Source organism: Ostreibacterium oceani, from assembly GCF_009362845.1.
Lineage (GTDB): Bacteria > Pseudomonadota > Gammaproteobacteria > Cardiobacteriales > Ostreibacteriaceae > Ostreibacterium > Ostreibacterium oceani.
Genome location: NZ_WHNW01000004.1, coordinates 254,629 through 271,710, shown reverse-complemented (window position 1 = coordinate 271,710; position 17,082 = coordinate 254,629). Strand labels below are relative to the sequence as shown.

Below are 17,082 nucleotides of genomic sequence, written 5' to 3'. Positions count from 1 at the left end.
CCCTGTACTTATTGCCTCGGCTTAGGCAAAACCAAGTTTAGCATTATGCCAAAAACAGCACCTAACGCAATCCCACCAAAGCTAATCTCACCAAAATTAAATACCATGCCACCGATAGAAAATACTAACACAATCGCGACAATGGCCAAGTTTCGCGTGCAATCCAAATCAACCTGCTGCATCACCATTGTTTTGATGCCAATCGCCGCAATCATACCGAATAACAACAGCATCACCCCGCCCATCACTGGAATCGGAATGGTCGTTAACAATGCCCCTAACTTGCCACAAAACGCCAAGCTAATCGCCACAATAGCCGCCCAAGTCATTATTGCAGGATTAAACGCCTTGGTCATGGTAACCGCGCCAGTAACCTCTGAATACGTGGTATTTGGCGGACCACCCAACGCCGAAGCAGCCATCGTTGCCAAACCATCACCCAATAAGGTTTTATGTAAGCCTGGTTTTTGCAAATAATCCTTTTTCGTCACATTCGATATGGCCAGCATATCACCAATGTGCTCTACCGCTGGCGCAAGCGCAACTGGGACAATCAATAAAATAGCGCCCCAATGCCACTTTGGTGTCGTAAACTGCGGCAGCGAAAACCAAGCCGCCTCCGATACCGCCGTAAATTCCACTAAACCAATCACAATAGCCGCCACATACCCGACACCGATACCAACCAAAATAGGAATTAATTTCAGCCAACCGCGTGCCAATAAAGTCACCAACAAAACGACCGCCAACGTCAACCCAGCCAGTGGTAACGCAATCGATTGTGCAACTAACTGTTGCGCCCCATCGCCCGTCTTGCCTAACGCCATATTAACGGCCACTGGCGACAAAATTAGCCCGATAGACATAATGACAGGGCCAACCACCACCGCAGGCAACAGTTTATGAATAAATTGTTTGCCAAAAATGCGGATTAATACACTCAATATGACATAAAAAACACCCGCGGCCATTAGCCCCGATAAAGTACTCGCAATTCCCCACTGTGCAACACCCACTTGAATTGGCGCAATAAAGGCAAACGAACTTGCCAAAAAAATGGGGGGAATATTGCCTTTGGTCACCCACTGAAACAGCAGCGTACCAATGCCTGCCGTCAATAACGCAACGTTTGGGTCTAGCCCCGTGAGTATCGGAACCAATACCAACGCACCAAAAGCCACAAATAAAAATTGTGCGCCTGTAACGATATCCTTTAGTCGAAAGACATAATCTGTATTGCTAGACGTCATGTTTTCCTCTCATTTATGATTTAAACAAGTCAATGATGCTACTCTCGACATCATACCGAATTTTTTGCAAAAGTTCGTATAAAAAACGAATTATCTATTCTAAATCGACATGAATTGTGGTTATAATGACCATTCCTATCACCACCTAATAACAATTAACAACCATTAACTAGGAGTCTTCTTATGCGTAAATCTTTTGCTATCATCTCGGGCTGTCTGGTTGCCAGCGCTTTTTCATTCAGCGTGGCCGAAACCACACAGGTCACTTATAAATCAGCCAAATCCACTTCGTCTTACTACCAAATGGCGGTACAGTATGCCGAAGCCATCAAAGCCGCTACTGACGGCAATATCTCCGTCACCGTAGAGGAAAGCCAAGGCTCGGTACAAAACGTCAGTGAAGTACCAAGACGCGGACAAAACTATCTATTCACCACACCACCATCGTTAGTCAAACAAGCCAAAATGGGCGAAGAACCCTTTCGAGCCAGTGAAAAATTTAACGACATTCGCGCCCTATTCCCTATTCCTTCTTTGAACATGCAATTTGTCGTATCAGAAGCGTCTGGCGTCAAAACACTAGAAGACTTATCAGGCAAAAAATATGTCATCGGCAAGGGGTCGTTTTCTTCTAGAAAAACAGAAGAAGTATTAGCTGCATTAGGCATCGAAGGCGTTGAATTTGTCGATGTCGAATTAAATGCCGCGATTCCAGCGATGAAAAATGGCCAAGTCGATGGTTTTACGACCGCGTCGTCATGGCCAACACCGAATATCGTTGAAGTGTCTACTGCATTGCCGATTCGCTTGTTACAACCTTCGCCAGAACAGTTGACGCAACTCGGCGACCCAGTGGTAACCATCCCAGCGGGTACTTACAAAGGCGTTGACTATGACGTATCTTCGATTACCTTGCCCGTCATTGTTTACACCACGACAGAGACCAGCGATGAGGTTGCCTACACGTTGACCAAAAACTACTGGGAAGCAAAAACCGCGCTCAGCGAGAAAAATAAATGGTGGGATAGCGTCCAAGCTGAACTTATCAATAACGCTGAAACAACCATCCATCCTGGCGCTATGCGGTACTACCAAGAAGCAGGCTTTACCATTGATGCGAGCGTCACGCCGCAGTAAATTGACTGATTGATTGATTGATTGGTTGGTTGCTTGGATAGACTGGCTTTCTCGTCTTGAACAAGTCACTTTAGTAGTCCATTGTAAAGCAGCCCCTTGATAAGTAATCTATTGATAAGCAGCCTACTGATAAGCAGCCTACTGATAAGCCTATAAGGCTAACCACAAAGCACGCCAGCCAAGATTTGATCACGGCTGGCGCTTGCCTTTGATTGCTTTATACTTACTTCATAGTTATCTTTTTCATGTCTTGTCCCGTTTTATTATTATCGCGTCTTATTGTCCCACTATAACAACCTAGCCACCGCATCAGCCCATGAGCCACTACAAACAAGCCCATCCAATCACCCAACAATTATTCGCCACACTCGCTGTTATCACGGTGGTTTTTCATTTGTGGCTTATTTTTTCAGGATTATTACCAAATTTAATCACACGTCCCCTGCATATGCTATTTGCGGTGCCGTGGGCATTTTTTTCAGTGCAACAATTAGCCAACAAACCCCTGTGGTATCGTTTGTTTTCCTATGCGTTGGGGGTTGTGGCGGTTATTATCCTCGCGTGGATTGCCATCAATCGAAACGAGGTCGTTGAGCAATATGGTATTTTATACGGCCACGCACAGCTAATTGGTGCAGGGCTTCTACTCGTCATCACCCTAGAGATGGCGCGCCGTCAAATCAAAGCAGCGCTCCCTATCGTGGCGTTGTGCGCGATAGCTTATGCCGCCTTTGGTCGCCATATTCCTGGCAACCTCGGACACAATATTCCTTTTGAAGCGATTTTGGGTGACTTGACGATAACCGAAGCGGGGCTGTGGGGCATGTTAACGGGGACTTCGGTCAACACGATTTCCGTTTTTATTATTTTAGGTGCGGCCATTAGCTGTGGCTTAGGTGGCACCGCCTTTATGTCACTCGCACAACGCCTTGCTGGCCATTATCGCGCAGGCGCGGCCAAAGTGGCTATTTTATCGTCGGCACTATTTGGCTCAATTTCTGGCTCAGCATCCGCCAATGTGGCATCAACTGGTGCGATTACTATCCCCGCAATGAAACGCCTAGGCTACCCGGCACCACTTTCTGCCGCTGTTGAGGCAACGGCATCAACCGGCGGACAAATCATGCCGCCACTCATGGGCGCAGGGGCTTTTGTCATGGTTGAGTTATTGCAAACCAGCTACACCACCATCATGGCAGCGGCATTTGTTCCCGCAATTTTATTTTTTGTGATTGCGTGGATTGGGGTTGATCGTCTATCAACTAAATACGACTTACAGCCCGTCCCCAAATCTGAGCTCCCTGATTGGCCTAGCGTTACTCGTCTACTGCCGTTTTTCTTAATTCCTTTTAGCATTTTATTATTCATGCTATTTTTCACGCAAAAAACACCACAATACGGCGCGGGGCTTGCTGCATTTGCTGCAATCGCTTTACTGATTGGCACCGATTTTGGCAAAATATCCTTATGGCAATATGGTCGCCGCGTGATTGATTGCATGATGCTGGCAGCCCAACAAATCGCCATGATGGCATCAATTATTATTTGCGTCGGTATTATCATTGGCATTCTTAACCAAACGGGGCTGGGCATTAAAATCGCTTCGGGTATTCTGGGGCTCTCTGCGGGCATCTATGCGGTCGCACTTATTCTAACCGCGCTGACCTGCCTTGTCCTCGGCATGGAAATCCCAACCACTGCCGCCTATATTATTTGTATCGCGGTTGCGGAGCCGATATTGCTCAGTTTTGGCATGCCGCAACTCACCGCCCATTTATTCGTTTATTGGTATGCGCTGCTATCCTGCATTACACCGCCTGTCTGTGGCACCGTCTTTATCGCCGCGACCATGGCTAATGCCGATTGGACTAAGGTGGCAGTCCATGCCATGCGACTAGGATTAGGGCTTTACTTATTACCGATGGCGTTTGCTACCAATCCACAGTTGCTGACTTTTGGGCAGACACCATTGCTTAGTTTGATGGCAGGATTCAAAGCAGGATTCGGTTGCCTATTGGTAATTATGGCCTTAACTGATAAACTATCGCTTAAAGCAATCAGTTTGTTTTTCTTAGGGGTTGCGATTTTACTTATCCCGTTAGACTTTTTGACGTTACTAAACTGACCATCAGTTGATTACAAGGTGACTATAAGCGCATTATAAACGCATTGCAAACTAACATTAAACCGACAATAGCAGGCGCATTCCCCCTTACTGGCCTGCTGAACTAAGGAGGCGTTATGCACTATGCCTACATGATTACAGCCCCTGTTGAAAGCCCACGTTTTAATCAAGCGTTGGTACAACTCTGCACAGATATTGCCGCACAAATCACCATCTCACAGGTATTTTTTTACGGCGATGCCACCGCAATCGGCACCCTAGACGAGCATAGTGACAATTTCCAAGACATGATTGATTTAGCTGACGAAGCCGATATAGCCCTACACATTTGCAGTGCCGCCTTTCAGCGCCGCAATTATCGAATCAGCCAACTGGGCCAAGAAGACTTTCATTTCAAAGGCCTAGGACAATTTATTGTGGAAACCACCGCTGCTGAAAAAATCCGTGTTTACTGACCCACCATGACCTAGAATAGCCGATATAATGCCTCATCATCCAAGCGACAACCCAAGCGCAACTTACACAACGCTGGTTTCTATCACGCAACCCGATAGCCCCGAACAAATAAAAGAATGGCTGGATATTGCATTGGTCAGTGCCGCACATGATATCTCAACCGCTATTTATATCTCGACACAAAATGCAACAGCGCTGCAAGCCAACCCAAAACCCGACATTGAACAAACTTGGAACATGATTGGTGAATTCAAAGTGCCCATTTTTAGCGAATCGTGCATCACGCTCTTTAGTTGCCACAGCCAATCCGCCAGTTTAGATACGCTTACCTCATTAGCAAAGCACCACTTTTCTTTTTAACGCGCTGTTATTTTTAGCGTTTACGTCCGTTAACGCCCGTTAACACACCTGTTAGCCCGTCGTATTTGCAATGCAAATGGAATCTGCCGAAAAAACGCATAAAAAAAACCATGTGAGTGTTTATCTGACATGGTTTTAAGCGTATTTTTAATGGCTGCTTTATTTTTTAGCCGGTGGGCTTTGTGGCTTTTTTCGTGCCTACCGCCTTTTTTCATGATGGCAGCGGTCGCCAACGGATTACGATAGCGCGTCGCTGGCACTGCCGTTTGTTTACCTTTTTTCATGGCATTCCCCGAGTATTTATTGATTAACGACGGGGTATTTTACGAGAAAAAGTAAGCCCTGTAAATTATCTTTTTAGCCTACGACTCAGTGACTTCGCGCGAAAAATCCGAAAAAACGCAACACTACGAATAATAAAAACGAACAAAACCAACCCAGCGAACCACACTTGTAATGCATTGGGGTCTGGTGCTATCCCGCGACGATAGTCTAGAAAATGTAGGTACAAAAAATAGGCAACATGTACAACGACTAATGTCCAAAAAATCACCGCCATCATTTGCAGGCGCTTCCAAACAGAAGCGCCAAGGGTACGAACAGCACGATTGTTTGATGTCACCAACAGAATAAAACCAATCCCCAGCGCAAGAACACCTATCGCATTTGCTAACCCAAAACCATGCTGCACCATCACGTATTTCAAATGAATCGGATGAAACTCAAAACCAAACAAGCGGAAAAAATCCCACTCAACCCAGCCAACGATAATAATCACCGTATGTACAATCGCTAAGATAACCGAATAAATACCTAACTCGCGCCGCCAAGTAATCCACTTGGCGCCCGCACGAAAAAAGTGCGGTAATGCACCTAGCATCATCGTTAGCGCCAACAATAAAACTGCCGCATCACCAGCCGCACGATTCCAACGATGCATCGCGCTTAATTGATCATGCACAAAAGAAAATCCATAAACAGAAATCGCCGCTAATACTAGGACAAGCAAGTGCCTAATTGCGGTTCGCTTTAGATTGGTAGTTGGTGTAACTAGATTGCGTGTTTTACTTTCTGTTACGGGCATCAATTAAACCTAATCTTTTGTTTTTTTAAAAACATAGAAACCAACATAGCAACCAGACTACCATAGGGGAATATAATAATAAACCGAGGGCAATATTGATACTACAAACACTGACTGCCGAAGTAGATAGCGCTCATTTTTTCCGTGCATTACCCATTTTTAAACGCTTGGATAATATCCAGATACTGCTTACGCCGCAGCATAAAGTCCAATCGTTTGCCACCATAGTGACGAAAGAATGACGCACCACGCAATGACCCCAACAACAATGCCCTGATATAGTTGGCGTTATTGTCATTTTGCAGATGTTCATGATGCCCTTTAACCATAATGCGCGGCTCTGTTTTACTGGCCGTTTCTTTGTATAAGTCGGCAAATTGCGTGATGAATTGCGGCTGCTCTAGCATGCTTGCATGCACATAGAGTGGATTCGCTTCTTTTTCCTCTAACAACGTATCAAACGCGTCTTCGCCTTCGTCTTTTTCATTTTGATTTGTTTCATTTTTTTCTTCATTTTCGGCGATTTTAGCACGCCAATCACTGGCAATCGACTGCATCCCATTTTGCAGTTTTTCACGCATAAAATCGCTTCTAACGAGCTTTAATTCAATCGTTAGTATCATCATGATGTATTGCGCAATATCACGGTTGATATTTTGATTAAACAACCGTTGCAACGACAATAAACCGTGGCGTAATAAACGCACATCACCACCGTAAGCGGTCAATGCATCAGTCGGATTATAGGTCGCCATCGAAGTTAGTATGGGTAATGCTTCACTTTCACCAAAAGCCCCTGTGCTGGCAATGTCATTTACCATGCAAATTGCCTGCATGGCGCCCGCTAATCCAATTACTTGCTGTTCTTCATTTGTCATCTACTAAGGTCTCCTCAATCACACCGCCACCTAAGCACTCTGCTTGGTCATAAAACACCACATACTGACCCAATGTGAGCGCCCGCTGCGGCGTATCAAATCTTACTGACAATTTGTCATTTGTCAAATAGCGTATTGTACACGGTTGGTCGTCCTGACGATAGCGCGTTTTTGCGGTCAATGTCATTCCATCAACGGCTGGTTTGCGCAACCAATTTAATTGACCAGCGATGAGACACGACTTATACAATGCCGGATTTTCTGTGCCTTGCACGACAACCAATTGATTATTTTCTAAATTTTTATCAGAAACAAACCACGGCGTGTCATCATAATTCGCCAATCCACCAATCCCCAGCCCTTGGCGTTGTCCTATCGTATAATACATCAAACCATCGTGCTCCCCGACAATTTCTCCCGATGGTGTCACGATTAAGCCAGGCTGTGCGGGCAAATAATGACGCAAAAATGCTTTAAAATTGCGCTCACCGATAAAACAAATCCCTGTCGAGTCCTTTTTGTCTGAGGTGATTAAATCAGCGGCGGCGGCCATCTTTCTCACCTGCGGCTTGTCCATATCACCCAAAGGGAATAGCGCCATCTGTAGTTGTTGCTGGGTAATCGCATTTAAAAAATACGTTTGATCTTTATTGGTATCGTATGCGCGAAACAACGCCGCATCATGGCCAATATTGACACGACGACAATAATGACCTGTTGCCACATAGCGACTGCCCAGCTGCTTAGCGAAGTGCGCAAGCTCTGAAAATTTAATTTCACGATTACACAGTACATCAGGGTTTGGCGTGCGTCCTGCGCGATATTCGGTCAAAAAATGTGAGAAAACACGTGCTTCGTATTCCTTGGAAAAATTAACCGTATGTAGCGGAATACCAATGCTTTCACAGACATCTTTGGCATCACACACGTCATCTTCAGCCGTACAATAGCCGGGAGAAAACGTCTCTTCCCAATTTTTCATAAAAACGCCATGCACGTCATAGCCTGCGTTTTTCAGCAAATAAGCGGCCACCGAAGAATCAACACCACCCGAGATGCCAACGACAATGCGCTGGTTTTTATCGGGTAAAAAATTAGTCAAATTCACCGACGGTTTTCCCTGTCGCTAGCTAACGTACCGACAAATACGAATAGTTACCCATCTGACATGGCAACCATACACACACGTCAGGGCTTTATTTCGCATCAGTCATATCAGCAAGGTCAGTCATGCCAGCAAGGTCGCCAATATCTTGGCGGTACACCATACCATCAAAATGGATTTTTTGAAGATTTTCGTAGGCTAGCCTACGCGCGTCAGACAAACTGTCCCCACGGGATAAAATATTCAAAACACGCCCACCACTCGTTACAATTTCTGCGCCGCGCTTTTCTGCCCCTGCGATGAACGCGTGCGATTGCGCGTCTAATCCATTAAGCCCTGTGATGACGTCGCCTTTGCGATAGGACTCAGGGTAGCCATTAGCCGCAGCAACAACGCAACACGTTGCCCCGCTCTGCCAATCCAATGTCATGGTATCCAGCTGCTTATCCAATGCGGCTTGGATTAAATCCGTCAACGGGGTGTTTAATAATGGTAATACCGCTTGTGTCTCAGGGTCTCCCATACGCATGTTGTATTCTAATAAATAAACACCGTCAGCATTAATCATTAATCCAAAGAATATCACCCCTGAAAATTCGATTTGCTCGGTTTGCAACCCGCTGAGTGTCGGCGCTAAAATATCGCTAACAAATGCAGAATAAACGTCATCCGTCACGTACGGATTAGGGCAGATAACCCCCATGCCACCCGTATTGAGACCGGTTTCTCCCTCGCCAATTTTTTTGTGATCCTTGGCGGATTTCAGCGGCAAAATTGTGCGCCCATCAGTAAAGCACAACAGACTGGCTTCGACCCCTTGGATAAACTGTTCAATGACCAGTTTATCTCCTGCGTCGTTAAATATTTTTTCAGTCATAATCGCATCTACCGCCGCTAATGCCATCGCTTTGTCTTCGGCGATGATGACCCCTTTACCCGCGGCGAGGCCATCGGCTTTGAGCACAATCGGATAGTCGGCGGCCTGCAAATAGGCTCGCGCAGACACCGCATCGGTAAACACCTGATAATCCGCTGTTTTTACGCCGTATTTTTGCATAAATGTTTTGGCAAAAGCTTTACTGGACTCTAGCGCGGCGGCGCGTTGGTGTGGTCCTAAAATAGCCAATCCAGCTGCCTGAAAATCATCGACAATGCCTTCGGCTAAAAGGGCTTCTGACCCAACAATCGTCAAGTCAACTTGTGCATCCAATGCAAATTGCTTTAATTCGTCTGGCGCTGTCAACGCGATATTTTCGCATTTTGCTTCGGTCGCCGTTCCAGCATTACCGGGGGCGACGTAGATATGGTTTACTTTTGTCTCTTGGGCAAATTTCCACGCCAGTGCGTGTTCGCGCCCGCCGGCACCAATAATTAATATTTTCATCGTTATTTTTAAGTTTTACTAATTAATTTAATTCATTGAGTAATCGCTTGACTGTTTCAGGCAGTAACTGATGTTCTTTATCCAACACTTTTTTCTGTAGTGACTCGGGCGTATCAAGCACACTGACCTCAACAATTTCTTGGGCAATGACTTCTCCCGTATCAAGCCCCGAGTCGACCCGATGCACGGTACAACCTGTTTCTTTTTCGCCTGCACGTATGACCGCATCATGGACTTTCAGCCCGTACATCCCTTTACCGCCATACTTTGGCAGCAATGAGGGATGAATATTGATGACTTGATTGGCAAACATATTCAAAAAACTATTCGGTAGAATGCTCAAATACCCCGCGCAGACAATCAAATGCACGTTGTGACACAAAATTGCCTGAGCATTGAGATTAAGCGCAGGGTGGTTATATCGATCCAAGACAAAATACGAAATCTTGTGCTGCTTGGCGCGCGCAATTGCGCCGCAATCACGATCGACAATCAAGCATCGAATGCGCGCATTAAGTGCGCCGCTTTCAATGGCATCGATAAGGCTTTGAAAATTACTCCCGCCGCCTGAGGCGAGTACAACAATTTCTGGTATCATACTATCACGATAGGTTGCTGTGCATTTTCCGTCATATCTGCGCTAATATCCCCTAGTAAAAAGGCTGATTCACCGTGTGCACTCAGGGTGGCAATCACCCCTTTGACCGCCTCCTCACCCACTATCATAACAAACCCAACGCCCATATTAAAGGTATTCCACATCTCGTCTGTTGCAACGCCACGCGCAGCGATGGCCTGAAAAATCGGTTGGGTTGGGATGTTTTTCGAGTCGATTTGCGCGCAAAGCCCTGCTGGCAACGCACGAGGAATATTTTCAGTTAACCCGCCACCCGTAATATGCGCCATCCCTTTGACTTGGTGCGCTTTTAATGTCGCCAGCACAGCGGCTGTATAGATTTTTGTCGGCGTCAATAACCGCTCACCAACGCTTTGCCCATCAATGTTTTCTGATAAATCAGAAAACAATTTACGCACCAATGAAAATCCATTAGAGTGCAAGCCAGAAGAGGCCAGACCAATGATTTTATCACCCGCTTTAACCGCGCTGCCATCAACAATCGCATCGCGCTCAACAACACCGACGGCAAACCCCGCAATATCATAATCACCGTCTTTGTAAAAGCCTGGCATCTCGGCGGTTTCTCCACCGACTAAGGCACAGCCACTCTGGCGACAGCCTTCGGCGATACCTGCCACCAAATCGGATGCTTGCTCAGGGTCTAGCTTGCCACAACCAATATAATCCAAAAAGAATAACGGCGTAGCGCCATGACACAAAATATCATTGACACACATCGCCACACAATCTATCCCAACGGTGTCATAACGATTTTGCTGAAACGCCACGGCTAATTTCGTCCCCACGCCATCAGTGCCTGAAACCAACACGGGCTGCTGATAGCCTTGCATATCATAAAGCGCGGCAAAACTGCCAATACCATTTAAAACACGGTCATTGTGCGTTGTTTTCGCATGCTGCTTCGCCTTGTTGACTAGCGCATAGCCTGCTTCTTTATCAACACCACTGTCTTTGTATGTAATACTCATATCCACCTTTTACTATCGATTATTGGTTGATTATTGGCTGATTTTGCCTTGATTTATCATACCTTGTTGCCATACTGCAATACATGCCACAGTATATGCCACAATTACATGCCGCAACGAATACCACCGCCGCATTTTGTGTTATTCAATATTTTGCTGCAGCCCACCCGAGTCACAGTGATAAACCATTTCTAGCTGCTGTGCTTTTTTTTTGTCACTACGCTTATCCGCGATTGATTTGAGGTAGGCTTCATCAATATCCCCTGTTACATAATGCCCATCAAATACGCTGGTGTCAAATGCTTCAATATCGGTATTGAATTCTGTCACGGAAGCTTTTAAATCGGCTAGATCTTGAAAAATGATTTTATCGGCACCAATGGCTTGACCAATCGCCGCATCATCACGTTCATGCCCAATTAGCTCATCAACGCTTGGCATATCAATACCATACACATTCGGATAGCGAACAGCAGGGGCGGCGGATGCAAAATAAACTTTTTTCGCACCCATTTCGCGCGCCATCGCGACAATCTTTTTAGAGGTCGTGCCACGCACTATCGAATCATCGACTAGCAGCACATTCTTGCCTTCAAATTCGGCGCGGATGGGGTTTAGTTTTTTACGAACAGAATCTTGGCGTTGCGCCTGCCCAGGCATAATAAATGTGCGTCCAATATAATGATTTTTGACAAACCCTTCGCGAAAATCAATCGCTAAATGCCGCGCCATCTCGTTTGCCGCCGTTCGGCTGGTTTCAGGAATCGGGATAATCACATCAATGTCGTGCTTAGGCCAGCAGCGTTTTATTTTTTCAGCTAGTTTAACCCCTTGCGCCATGCGCGAGTGATAAACAGACACCCCGTCAATCAACGAATCAGGACGCGATAAATACACGTATTCAAATAAACACGGCGTACTGCGTGCATTCAATGCACATTGCTGGGTAAATAATTCGGCCTTTTTTGTGATAAAAATGGCTTCGCCTGGGGCGACATCCCGCACCAGCGTAAACCCTGAAATATCCAACGCAGCGCTCTCTGATGCGACCATATATTCAGTGCCATGCGGCGTTTCGCGACAGCCATAAACCAACGGGCGAATACCATGCGGATCTCGAAAAGCTACCACACCAAACCCTGTAATCAAGGCAACCACGGCATACCCGCCTGTCACGCGCTGATGCAGCATGGTCACTGCTTGGAAAATCTCATCCGCGCTGGGTTTTTTGGCCCCTAAATATTGCAATTCATGGGCAAAAATATTGAGTAGAATCTCACTGTCTGAATCCGTATTGATATGGCGCATGTCGGTTTCATTGATGGTGCTGAGTAACGATTCTGAGTTCGTTATATTGCCATTATGTGCCAACGCAATACCATACGGAGAGTTCACGTAAAACGGCTGCGCCTCTGCTGCATCAGAAGTCCCTGCCGTAGGATAACGCACATGCCCGATGCCTAAATTCCCTACGAGTTTGCGCATATGGCGCGTGCGGATGCTATCTCTGACCAAACCCACGTCTTTGCGCATAAAAAACTTGCTTCCATCGCTGGTTACAATACCTGCTGCGTCTTGACCGCGATGTTGCAACACGGTCAATGCATCAAAAATCGTTTGGTTTACGTAACTATGCCCTACAATCCCAACAATTCCACACATATTTAATTATCTCAATGAATAGTGACTAGAAAACGTCATTTAAAGTACGCAACGCCTGCAGCAAAGATATTTTGCGGCCTAAAATGCGGGTAATTTTTGTAGCAATGTGGCGCATAACGCTCGCTATGCCCCATTTTACCTAGAATCTGTCCACAAGGGCTGATTAGCCCTTCTATGGCTGCTGTCGAGCCATTGGGGTTAAATCGTGGGTCCAAAGTCGCTTGCCCCGCTACATCGGCATACTGCGTGGCAATTTGCCCCCGTGCAACCAACGTTGCCAACAGATTTTCATCAACCACCAAGCGGCCTTCGCCGTGCGAAAAGGCCACATCGTGCAAGTCCCCTGCGTTAAAATGCGCTAGCCAAGGCGAACGGTTGTGACAAACTCGAGTCGTCGCAATCCGCGCGATATGGCGGTGACTGTTATTGTGCGCTAAGGTTAAATCAGCACTGGTTCGGTTACGAATTTCACCATAGGGTAACAGGCCACACTTGACCAATGCTTGAAATCCATTGCAAATACCGAGAATCAATCCACCTTGGCTTAAAAAACGAGCTATCGCGTCTTGTACTGCGGCATTTTTCAGTACCATCGCCATATACTTACCCGAACCATTTGGCTCATCGCCTGCGCTAAACCCACCAGACAACGCCAAAATCTGGCTATTATCCAACGCCTTGCAAAACGCCGATAGCGAGGCACTAGTGGCATCATTCGACAAATTCACAAAAGGCTGTTGATAAGTCTCTGCACCATTACGCGCAAAGGCGTTGGCCATATCGTATTCCGAGTTCATCCCAGGGAAAACTGGGATGAACACTCGTGGCTTAACCGAACGAGACAACGGTTTTCGGGGGGAATTAACCGCTGGCCTAGCCGCCTGATTACCTGCCTGATTGGCCGCCTGATTGGTCGTATGCTGGGCGAGATGAACAGACAGCGAGTCAGTTGATTTTTCAGGCGCGGCATAAGAAACAACCGTTTGCTTTTCAACCTCAGGAAATAACGGGAAAACCGCCGCTAATGGTGCTAAATAAGCCGCCAATAAGTCTTTTAGCGTATAGTGCCTGCCATTAACAACGACCGTTTTATCGCCCGTGGTCTGCCCCAAATGCACCAACTCGGACGCCAAATCCACTGACTCAAGCGGTTTTGGGCTGCACAGAACAAACGATCCATAACCCATACCAAATAACGCAGATTCATCGCCCTTAATAGCAAAGCCAATTTCATTGCCAAATGCCGCTTTGGCTAGCTCAACTGCGGCACCGCTTTGCTTGACTGTGATGATACTCGTTAGCGCAGTCTGCGAGGCTAACCAGCGAATATGACGATTTAACTGCCCATAATTAGGTGTGCCATCGTCGTTGGGTGTATGCGGTAATAAATAGATATATTCATTCGGCGCTTTCAGTTCGCTGGATTTCACTTGGCTTGCGTCCATCGCAGACACAGCAAACGAAATCAGCGTTGGTGGCACATGCAATTCGCCAAACGAACCCGACATGGAGTCTTTGCCGCCAATGGCCGCCAAATCAAAGGCGGACTGCGCAGAAAATGCACCCAACAAGGCGGCAAAGGGCTTGCCCCACTTTTCAGGGTTATCGCCCAAGCGCTCGAAGTATTCTTGAAAACTCAAATGAATATCGGCAGGATTCGCGCCAAGGGCGACTTGACGACAAACACTTTCAACGACGGCATAAGCACCGCCCAAATAGGGGCTGTAGCTCGCAATATCGGCATTAAATCCATACGTCATCACCGAGGCTGTCGAGGTGTTAGCCTTGGGTAGCAACTGCACAGACCCTTCTGCTGGGCTGTTTTGTGTTTTACCGCCATACGGCAACAATACCGTGCTGGCACCGACATTGCTATCAAACATGTCTTGCAAGCCACGTTGTGATGCATTCGTTAATTCACCTAGGCGTGCCAGCAAATCCGTGCAAGTCCCTGCATGCGTTTCATTGGTTTCGTTGGATTCATTGGTTTCAGCACCGCTTGCTTGAGCAAAAGCAGCACCGACAAACGGTGACTCACCATACTCACCTTGTACCACCACCGTCGGTTGCGACTGTGGCGCACCCGCACTATCAATAAATTCGCGCGTCAAATTAACAATATCACGCCCTTGATGCCGTATTACCATACGCTTTTCTTCGGTCACTTCCGCAATCACCACCGCCAACGTATTCTCACGCTGGCAAGCGGCGATAAACGATTCAACCGCCTCTGGCGCAACCACAACGGCCATGCGTTCCTGAGATTCAGAAATCGTCAACTCCGTCCCCGAGAGTCCTGCATATTTTGTCGGCACTTGATCCAAATCAATCAGTAGCCCATCGGCCAATTCTCCAACAGCGACGCAAACACCCCCTGCCCCAAAATCGTTACATTTTTTAATTTGCTGGGCAACCGACGGATCACGGAATAACCGTTGGATGGCGCGCTCCACAGGCGGGTTGCCTTTTTGTACTTCGGCGCCACTCTTTTCTAATGACTCGGCTGTATGCGCTTTAGAAGAACCACTGGCACCGCCACAGCCGTCACGCCCTGTTTTGCCACCCAATAAAATAATTTTATCGCCTGGTGTCGGTGCTTGGCGCACCACATTTTCCGCAGGGGTTGCCGCCACTACCGCACCGACTTCCATGCGCTTAGCCTTGTATCCTTCGTGATAAATTTCAGCAACTTGCGTGGTCGCCACGCCAATCTGATTGCCATAAGCCGAAAATCCCTGCGCGGCACCTTTGGTAATTTTAATTTGTGGCAGCTTGCCCGGCAGTGTCTTTTCAACGGGCTCTAGTGGGCTAGCCGCCCCCGACACACGTACCGCTTGATAAACAAACGCGCGGCCTGACAAGGGATCGCGGATTGCCCCACCTAAACAAGTCGAAGCACCGCCATAAGGCTCAATTTCTGTTGGGTGGTTATGCGTTTCATTTTTAAATTGCAACAACCATTTTTCAGTCTCAGCACCAGCTTTCACATCAACAAACACCGAGCATGCGTTAATTTCGTCTGAAATTTCCACGTTATCCAACTGGCCTTGGTGACGCAAATGGCGGGCATTAATGGTCGCCAGATCCATCAGCGTTATCGGACGCGCGGCGATACCTGCGGCATTGCGAGCGGCCAAATACGCATCAAAACTGGCCTGTAGTTGTTTTTGCAACGGCCCCGCGTTAAAGGTAATCGATGACAATTCGGTCAAAAACGTGGTATGCCGACAATGGTCTGACCAGTATGTGTCTAATACCCGAATCTCGGTTTCGGTGGGCTGTCGCCCTTCGCCTTGAAAATATTGCTGAATAAACGCCATATCGGCATCGGTTAACGCCAACCCGATTGACGCCTTAAACGCCGCCAATTGGGGCGCGTCCATTGCCGTAAAGCCGGCAATAACCTCAACGGGGTCGGCTGGCGTTACATCATCGATGACCAAACGGTTGAGGTCTTTTAATCGACTATCAACTGGGTTTAATAAGTAGCGGGTGATTTTTTCACGCTCAGACGGGCTGAGTTGCCCTGTAAAGCAGTACGTTTTGAACGAGGTAATACGAGTATCTGCCAACGCATCGCTAATTAGGCGCGCTGCTTGCTCGGCGGCATCGGCGCGTTGGTCAAACTGCCCAGGCAAATATTCCAAGGATAGGCAAAAGCGCCCTTCACTTGATAAATCACCTGATAAATCATCTGGCAATTGATCCAGCAAATCATCCGTGGTCGGATCACCCAGCACTTGCCAAATTAATGCCTCACGGTAATCAACGGCGGCATTATTAACGGTGGCATCATTATCGGCGAAATCAGACGGCAACCCAAACACATCAAAGCCATCATAAATAGTGAGTTGCTTAACTTGGGGCAAATGCAACGTGTGCTGGATATCATTGAGTAATGCGACGGCTTCGGTTTGAAACGCCGCTTTTTTAACTAGAAAAATTCGTAAATTCATGGCAGGGTAACTTACAACATCGCCTCGATGATTCAAAACGCAATTCTAACATAACCACTAGGGTTGTCACAGTGAAA

General features: G+C 47.0%; 14 protein-coding genes. 4 read left to right on the top strand and 10 right to left on the bottom strand.

All coding sequences use genetic code 11. The features are described 5' to 3' along the window. Positions 1-8 precede the first annotated feature (8 nt). A complete protein-coding gene (locus GCU85_RS05500; protein ID WP_152810172.1) occupies positions 9-1,250 on the bottom strand; it encodes a uracil-xanthine permease family protein in 1,242 nt (413 codons plus the stop codon). A 183-nt stretch (positions 1,251-1,433) separates the two neighbouring features. On the opposite strand from GCU85_RS05500, the gene GCU85_RS05495 reads away from it, so the two are divergent. The 4 genes from GCU85_RS05495 to GCU85_RS05480 all read left to right on the top strand — a co-directional run bounded on the left by GCU85_RS05495 (position 1,434) and on the right by GCU85_RS05480 (position 5,328). Continuing rightward, positions 1,434-2,387 (top strand): TAXI family TRAP transporter solute-binding subunit, encoded by a 954-nt coding sequence (locus GCU85_RS05495; RefSeq protein ID WP_152810170.1) that lies wholly within the window; start codon positions 1,434-1,436, stop codon positions 2,385-2,387. 316 nt (positions 2,388-2,703) lie between these two features. Continuing rightward, entirely contained in the window at positions 2,704-4,512 is a 1,809-nt protein-coding gene (locus tag GCU85_RS05490) for a TRAP transporter permease (RefSeq protein WP_152810168.1), read from the top strand. A 116-nt stretch (positions 4,513-4,628) separates the two neighbouring features. Further along, entirely contained in the window at positions 4,629-4,967 is a 339-nt protein-coding gene (locus GCU85_RS05485; RefSeq protein ID WP_152810166.1) for a DsrE family protein, read from the top strand. A gap of 28 nt (positions 4,968-4,995) precedes the next feature. After that, positions 4,996-5,328, top strand: coding sequence for a hypothetical protein (locus tag GCU85_RS05480; protein ID WP_152810164.1), 333 nt, complete (start codon positions 4,996-4,998; stop codon positions 5,326-5,328). 29 nt (positions 5,329-5,357) lie between these two features. On the opposite strand, the gene GCU85_RS05475 is transcribed toward GCU85_RS05480, so the two are convergent. The 9 genes from GCU85_RS05475 to GCU85_RS05435 all read right to left on the bottom strand — a co-directional run bounded on the left by GCU85_RS05475 (position 5,358) and on the right by GCU85_RS05435 (position 17,005). Beyond that, complete coding sequence (locus GCU85_RS05475; protein ID WP_152810162.1) at positions 5,358-5,612, bottom strand: hypothetical protein; 255 nt, start codon at positions 5,610-5,612, stop codon at positions 5,358-5,360. A 65-nt stretch (positions 5,613-5,677) separates the two neighbouring features. Further along, positions 5,678-6,412, bottom strand: coding sequence for a ferric reductase-like transmembrane domain-containing protein (locus tag GCU85_RS05470; protein ID WP_218110562.1), 735 nt, complete (start codon positions 6,410-6,412; stop codon positions 5,678-5,680). Between the two features lie 149 nt (positions 6,413-6,561). Further along, a complete protein-coding gene (locus GCU85_RS05465) occupies positions 6,562-7,290 on the bottom strand; it encodes a DUF489 family protein (protein ID WP_152810160.1) in 729 nt (242 codons plus the stop codon). After that, positions 7,280-8,392: a tRNA 2-thiouridine(34) synthase MnmA gene (mnmA, locus tag GCU85_RS05460; RefSeq protein WP_152810203.1), complete on the bottom strand. Its 1,113-nt coding sequence runs from the start codon at positions 8,390-8,392 to the stop codon at positions 7,280-7,282. The genes GCU85_RS05465 and mnmA overlap by 11 nt, the downstream gene beginning before the upstream one ends. A 94-nt stretch (positions 8,393-8,486) precedes the next feature. After that, positions 8,487-9,779: a phosphoribosylamine--glycine ligase gene (gene purD, locus GCU85_RS05455; RefSeq protein ID WP_152810158.1), complete on the bottom strand. Its 1,293-nt coding sequence runs from the start codon at positions 9,777-9,779 to the stop codon at positions 8,487-8,489. A gap of 22 nt (positions 9,780-9,801) precedes the next feature. Next, positions 9,802-10,377 (bottom strand): phosphoribosylglycinamide formyltransferase, encoded by a 576-nt coding sequence (purN, locus tag GCU85_RS05450; RefSeq protein WP_152810156.1) that lies wholly within the window; start codon positions 10,375-10,377, stop codon positions 9,802-9,804. Continuing rightward, complete coding sequence (gene purM / locus GCU85_RS05445) at positions 10,374-11,387, bottom strand: phosphoribosylformylglycinamidine cyclo-ligase (RefSeq protein ID WP_152810154.1); 1,014 nt, start codon at positions 11,385-11,387, stop codon at positions 10,374-10,376. Before purM ends, purN begins: the two co-directional genes overlap by 4 nt. Before the next feature lie 141 nt (positions 11,388-11,528). Then, entirely contained in the window at positions 11,529-13,049 is a 1,521-nt protein-coding gene (gene purF / locus GCU85_RS05440) for an amidophosphoribosyltransferase (protein WP_152810153.1), read from the bottom strand. 35 nt (positions 13,050-13,084) lie between these two features. Then, the gene (locus GCU85_RS05435; protein ID WP_152810151.1) at positions 13,085-17,005 is read right to left on the bottom strand and encodes a phosphoribosylformylglycinamidine synthase; all 3,921 of its coding nucleotides are present in this window, start codon (positions 17,003-17,005) and stop codon (positions 13,085-13,087) included. Positions 17,006-17,082 lie beyond the last annotated feature (77 nt).

What these genes read in the sequence shown, in the direction of transcription:
- GCU85_RS05500 (WP_152810172.1), bottom strand. Translation starts at nt 1,250, where the DNA reads ATGACGTCTAGCAATACAGATTATGTCTTTCGACTAAAGGATATCGTT.
- GCU85_RS05495 (WP_152810170.1), top strand. Translation starts at nt 1,434, where the DNA reads ATGCGTAAATCTTTTGCTATCATCTCGGGCTGTCTGGTTGCCAGCGCT.
- GCU85_RS05490 (WP_152810168.1), top strand. Translation starts at nt 2,704, where the DNA reads ATGAGCCACTACAAACAAGCCCATCCAATCACCCAACAATTATTCGCC.
- GCU85_RS05485 (WP_152810166.1), top strand. Translation starts at nt 4,629, where the DNA reads ATGCACTATGCCTACATGATTACAGCCCCTGTTGAAAGCCCACGTTTT.
- GCU85_RS05480 (WP_152810164.1), top strand. Translation starts at nt 4,996, where the DNA reads ATGCCTCATCATCCAAGCGACAACCCAAGCGCAACTTACACAACGCTG.
- GCU85_RS05475 (WP_152810162.1), bottom strand. Translation starts at nt 5,612, where the DNA reads ATGAAAAAAGGTAAACAAACGGCAGTGCCAGCGACGCGCTATCGTAAT.
- GCU85_RS05470 (WP_218110562.1), bottom strand. Translation starts at nt 6,412, where the DNA reads ATGCCCGTAACAGAAAGTAAAACACGCAATCTAGTTACACCAACTACC.
- GCU85_RS05465 (WP_152810160.1), bottom strand. Translation starts at nt 7,290, where the DNA reads ATGACAAATGAAGAACAGCAAGTAATTGGATTAGCGGGCGCCATGCAG.
- purD (WP_152810158.1), bottom strand. Translation starts at nt 9,779, where the DNA reads ATGAAAATATTAATTATTGGTGCCGGCGGGCGCGAACACGCACTGGCG.
- purN (WP_152810156.1), bottom strand. Translation starts at nt 10,377, where the DNA reads ATGATACCAGAAATTGTTGTACTCGCCTCAGGCGGCGGGAGTAATTTT.
- purM (WP_152810154.1), bottom strand. Translation starts at nt 11,387, where the DNA reads ATGAGTATTACATACAAAGACAGTGGTGTTGATAAAGAAGCAGGCTAT.
- purF (WP_152810153.1), bottom strand. Translation starts at nt 13,049, where the DNA reads ATGTGTGGAATTGTTGGGATTGTAGGGCATAGTTACGTAAACCAAACG.
- GCU85_RS05435 (WP_152810151.1), bottom strand. Translation starts at nt 17,005, where the DNA reads ATGAATTTACGAATTTTTCTAGTTAAAAAAGCGGCGTTTCAAACCGAA.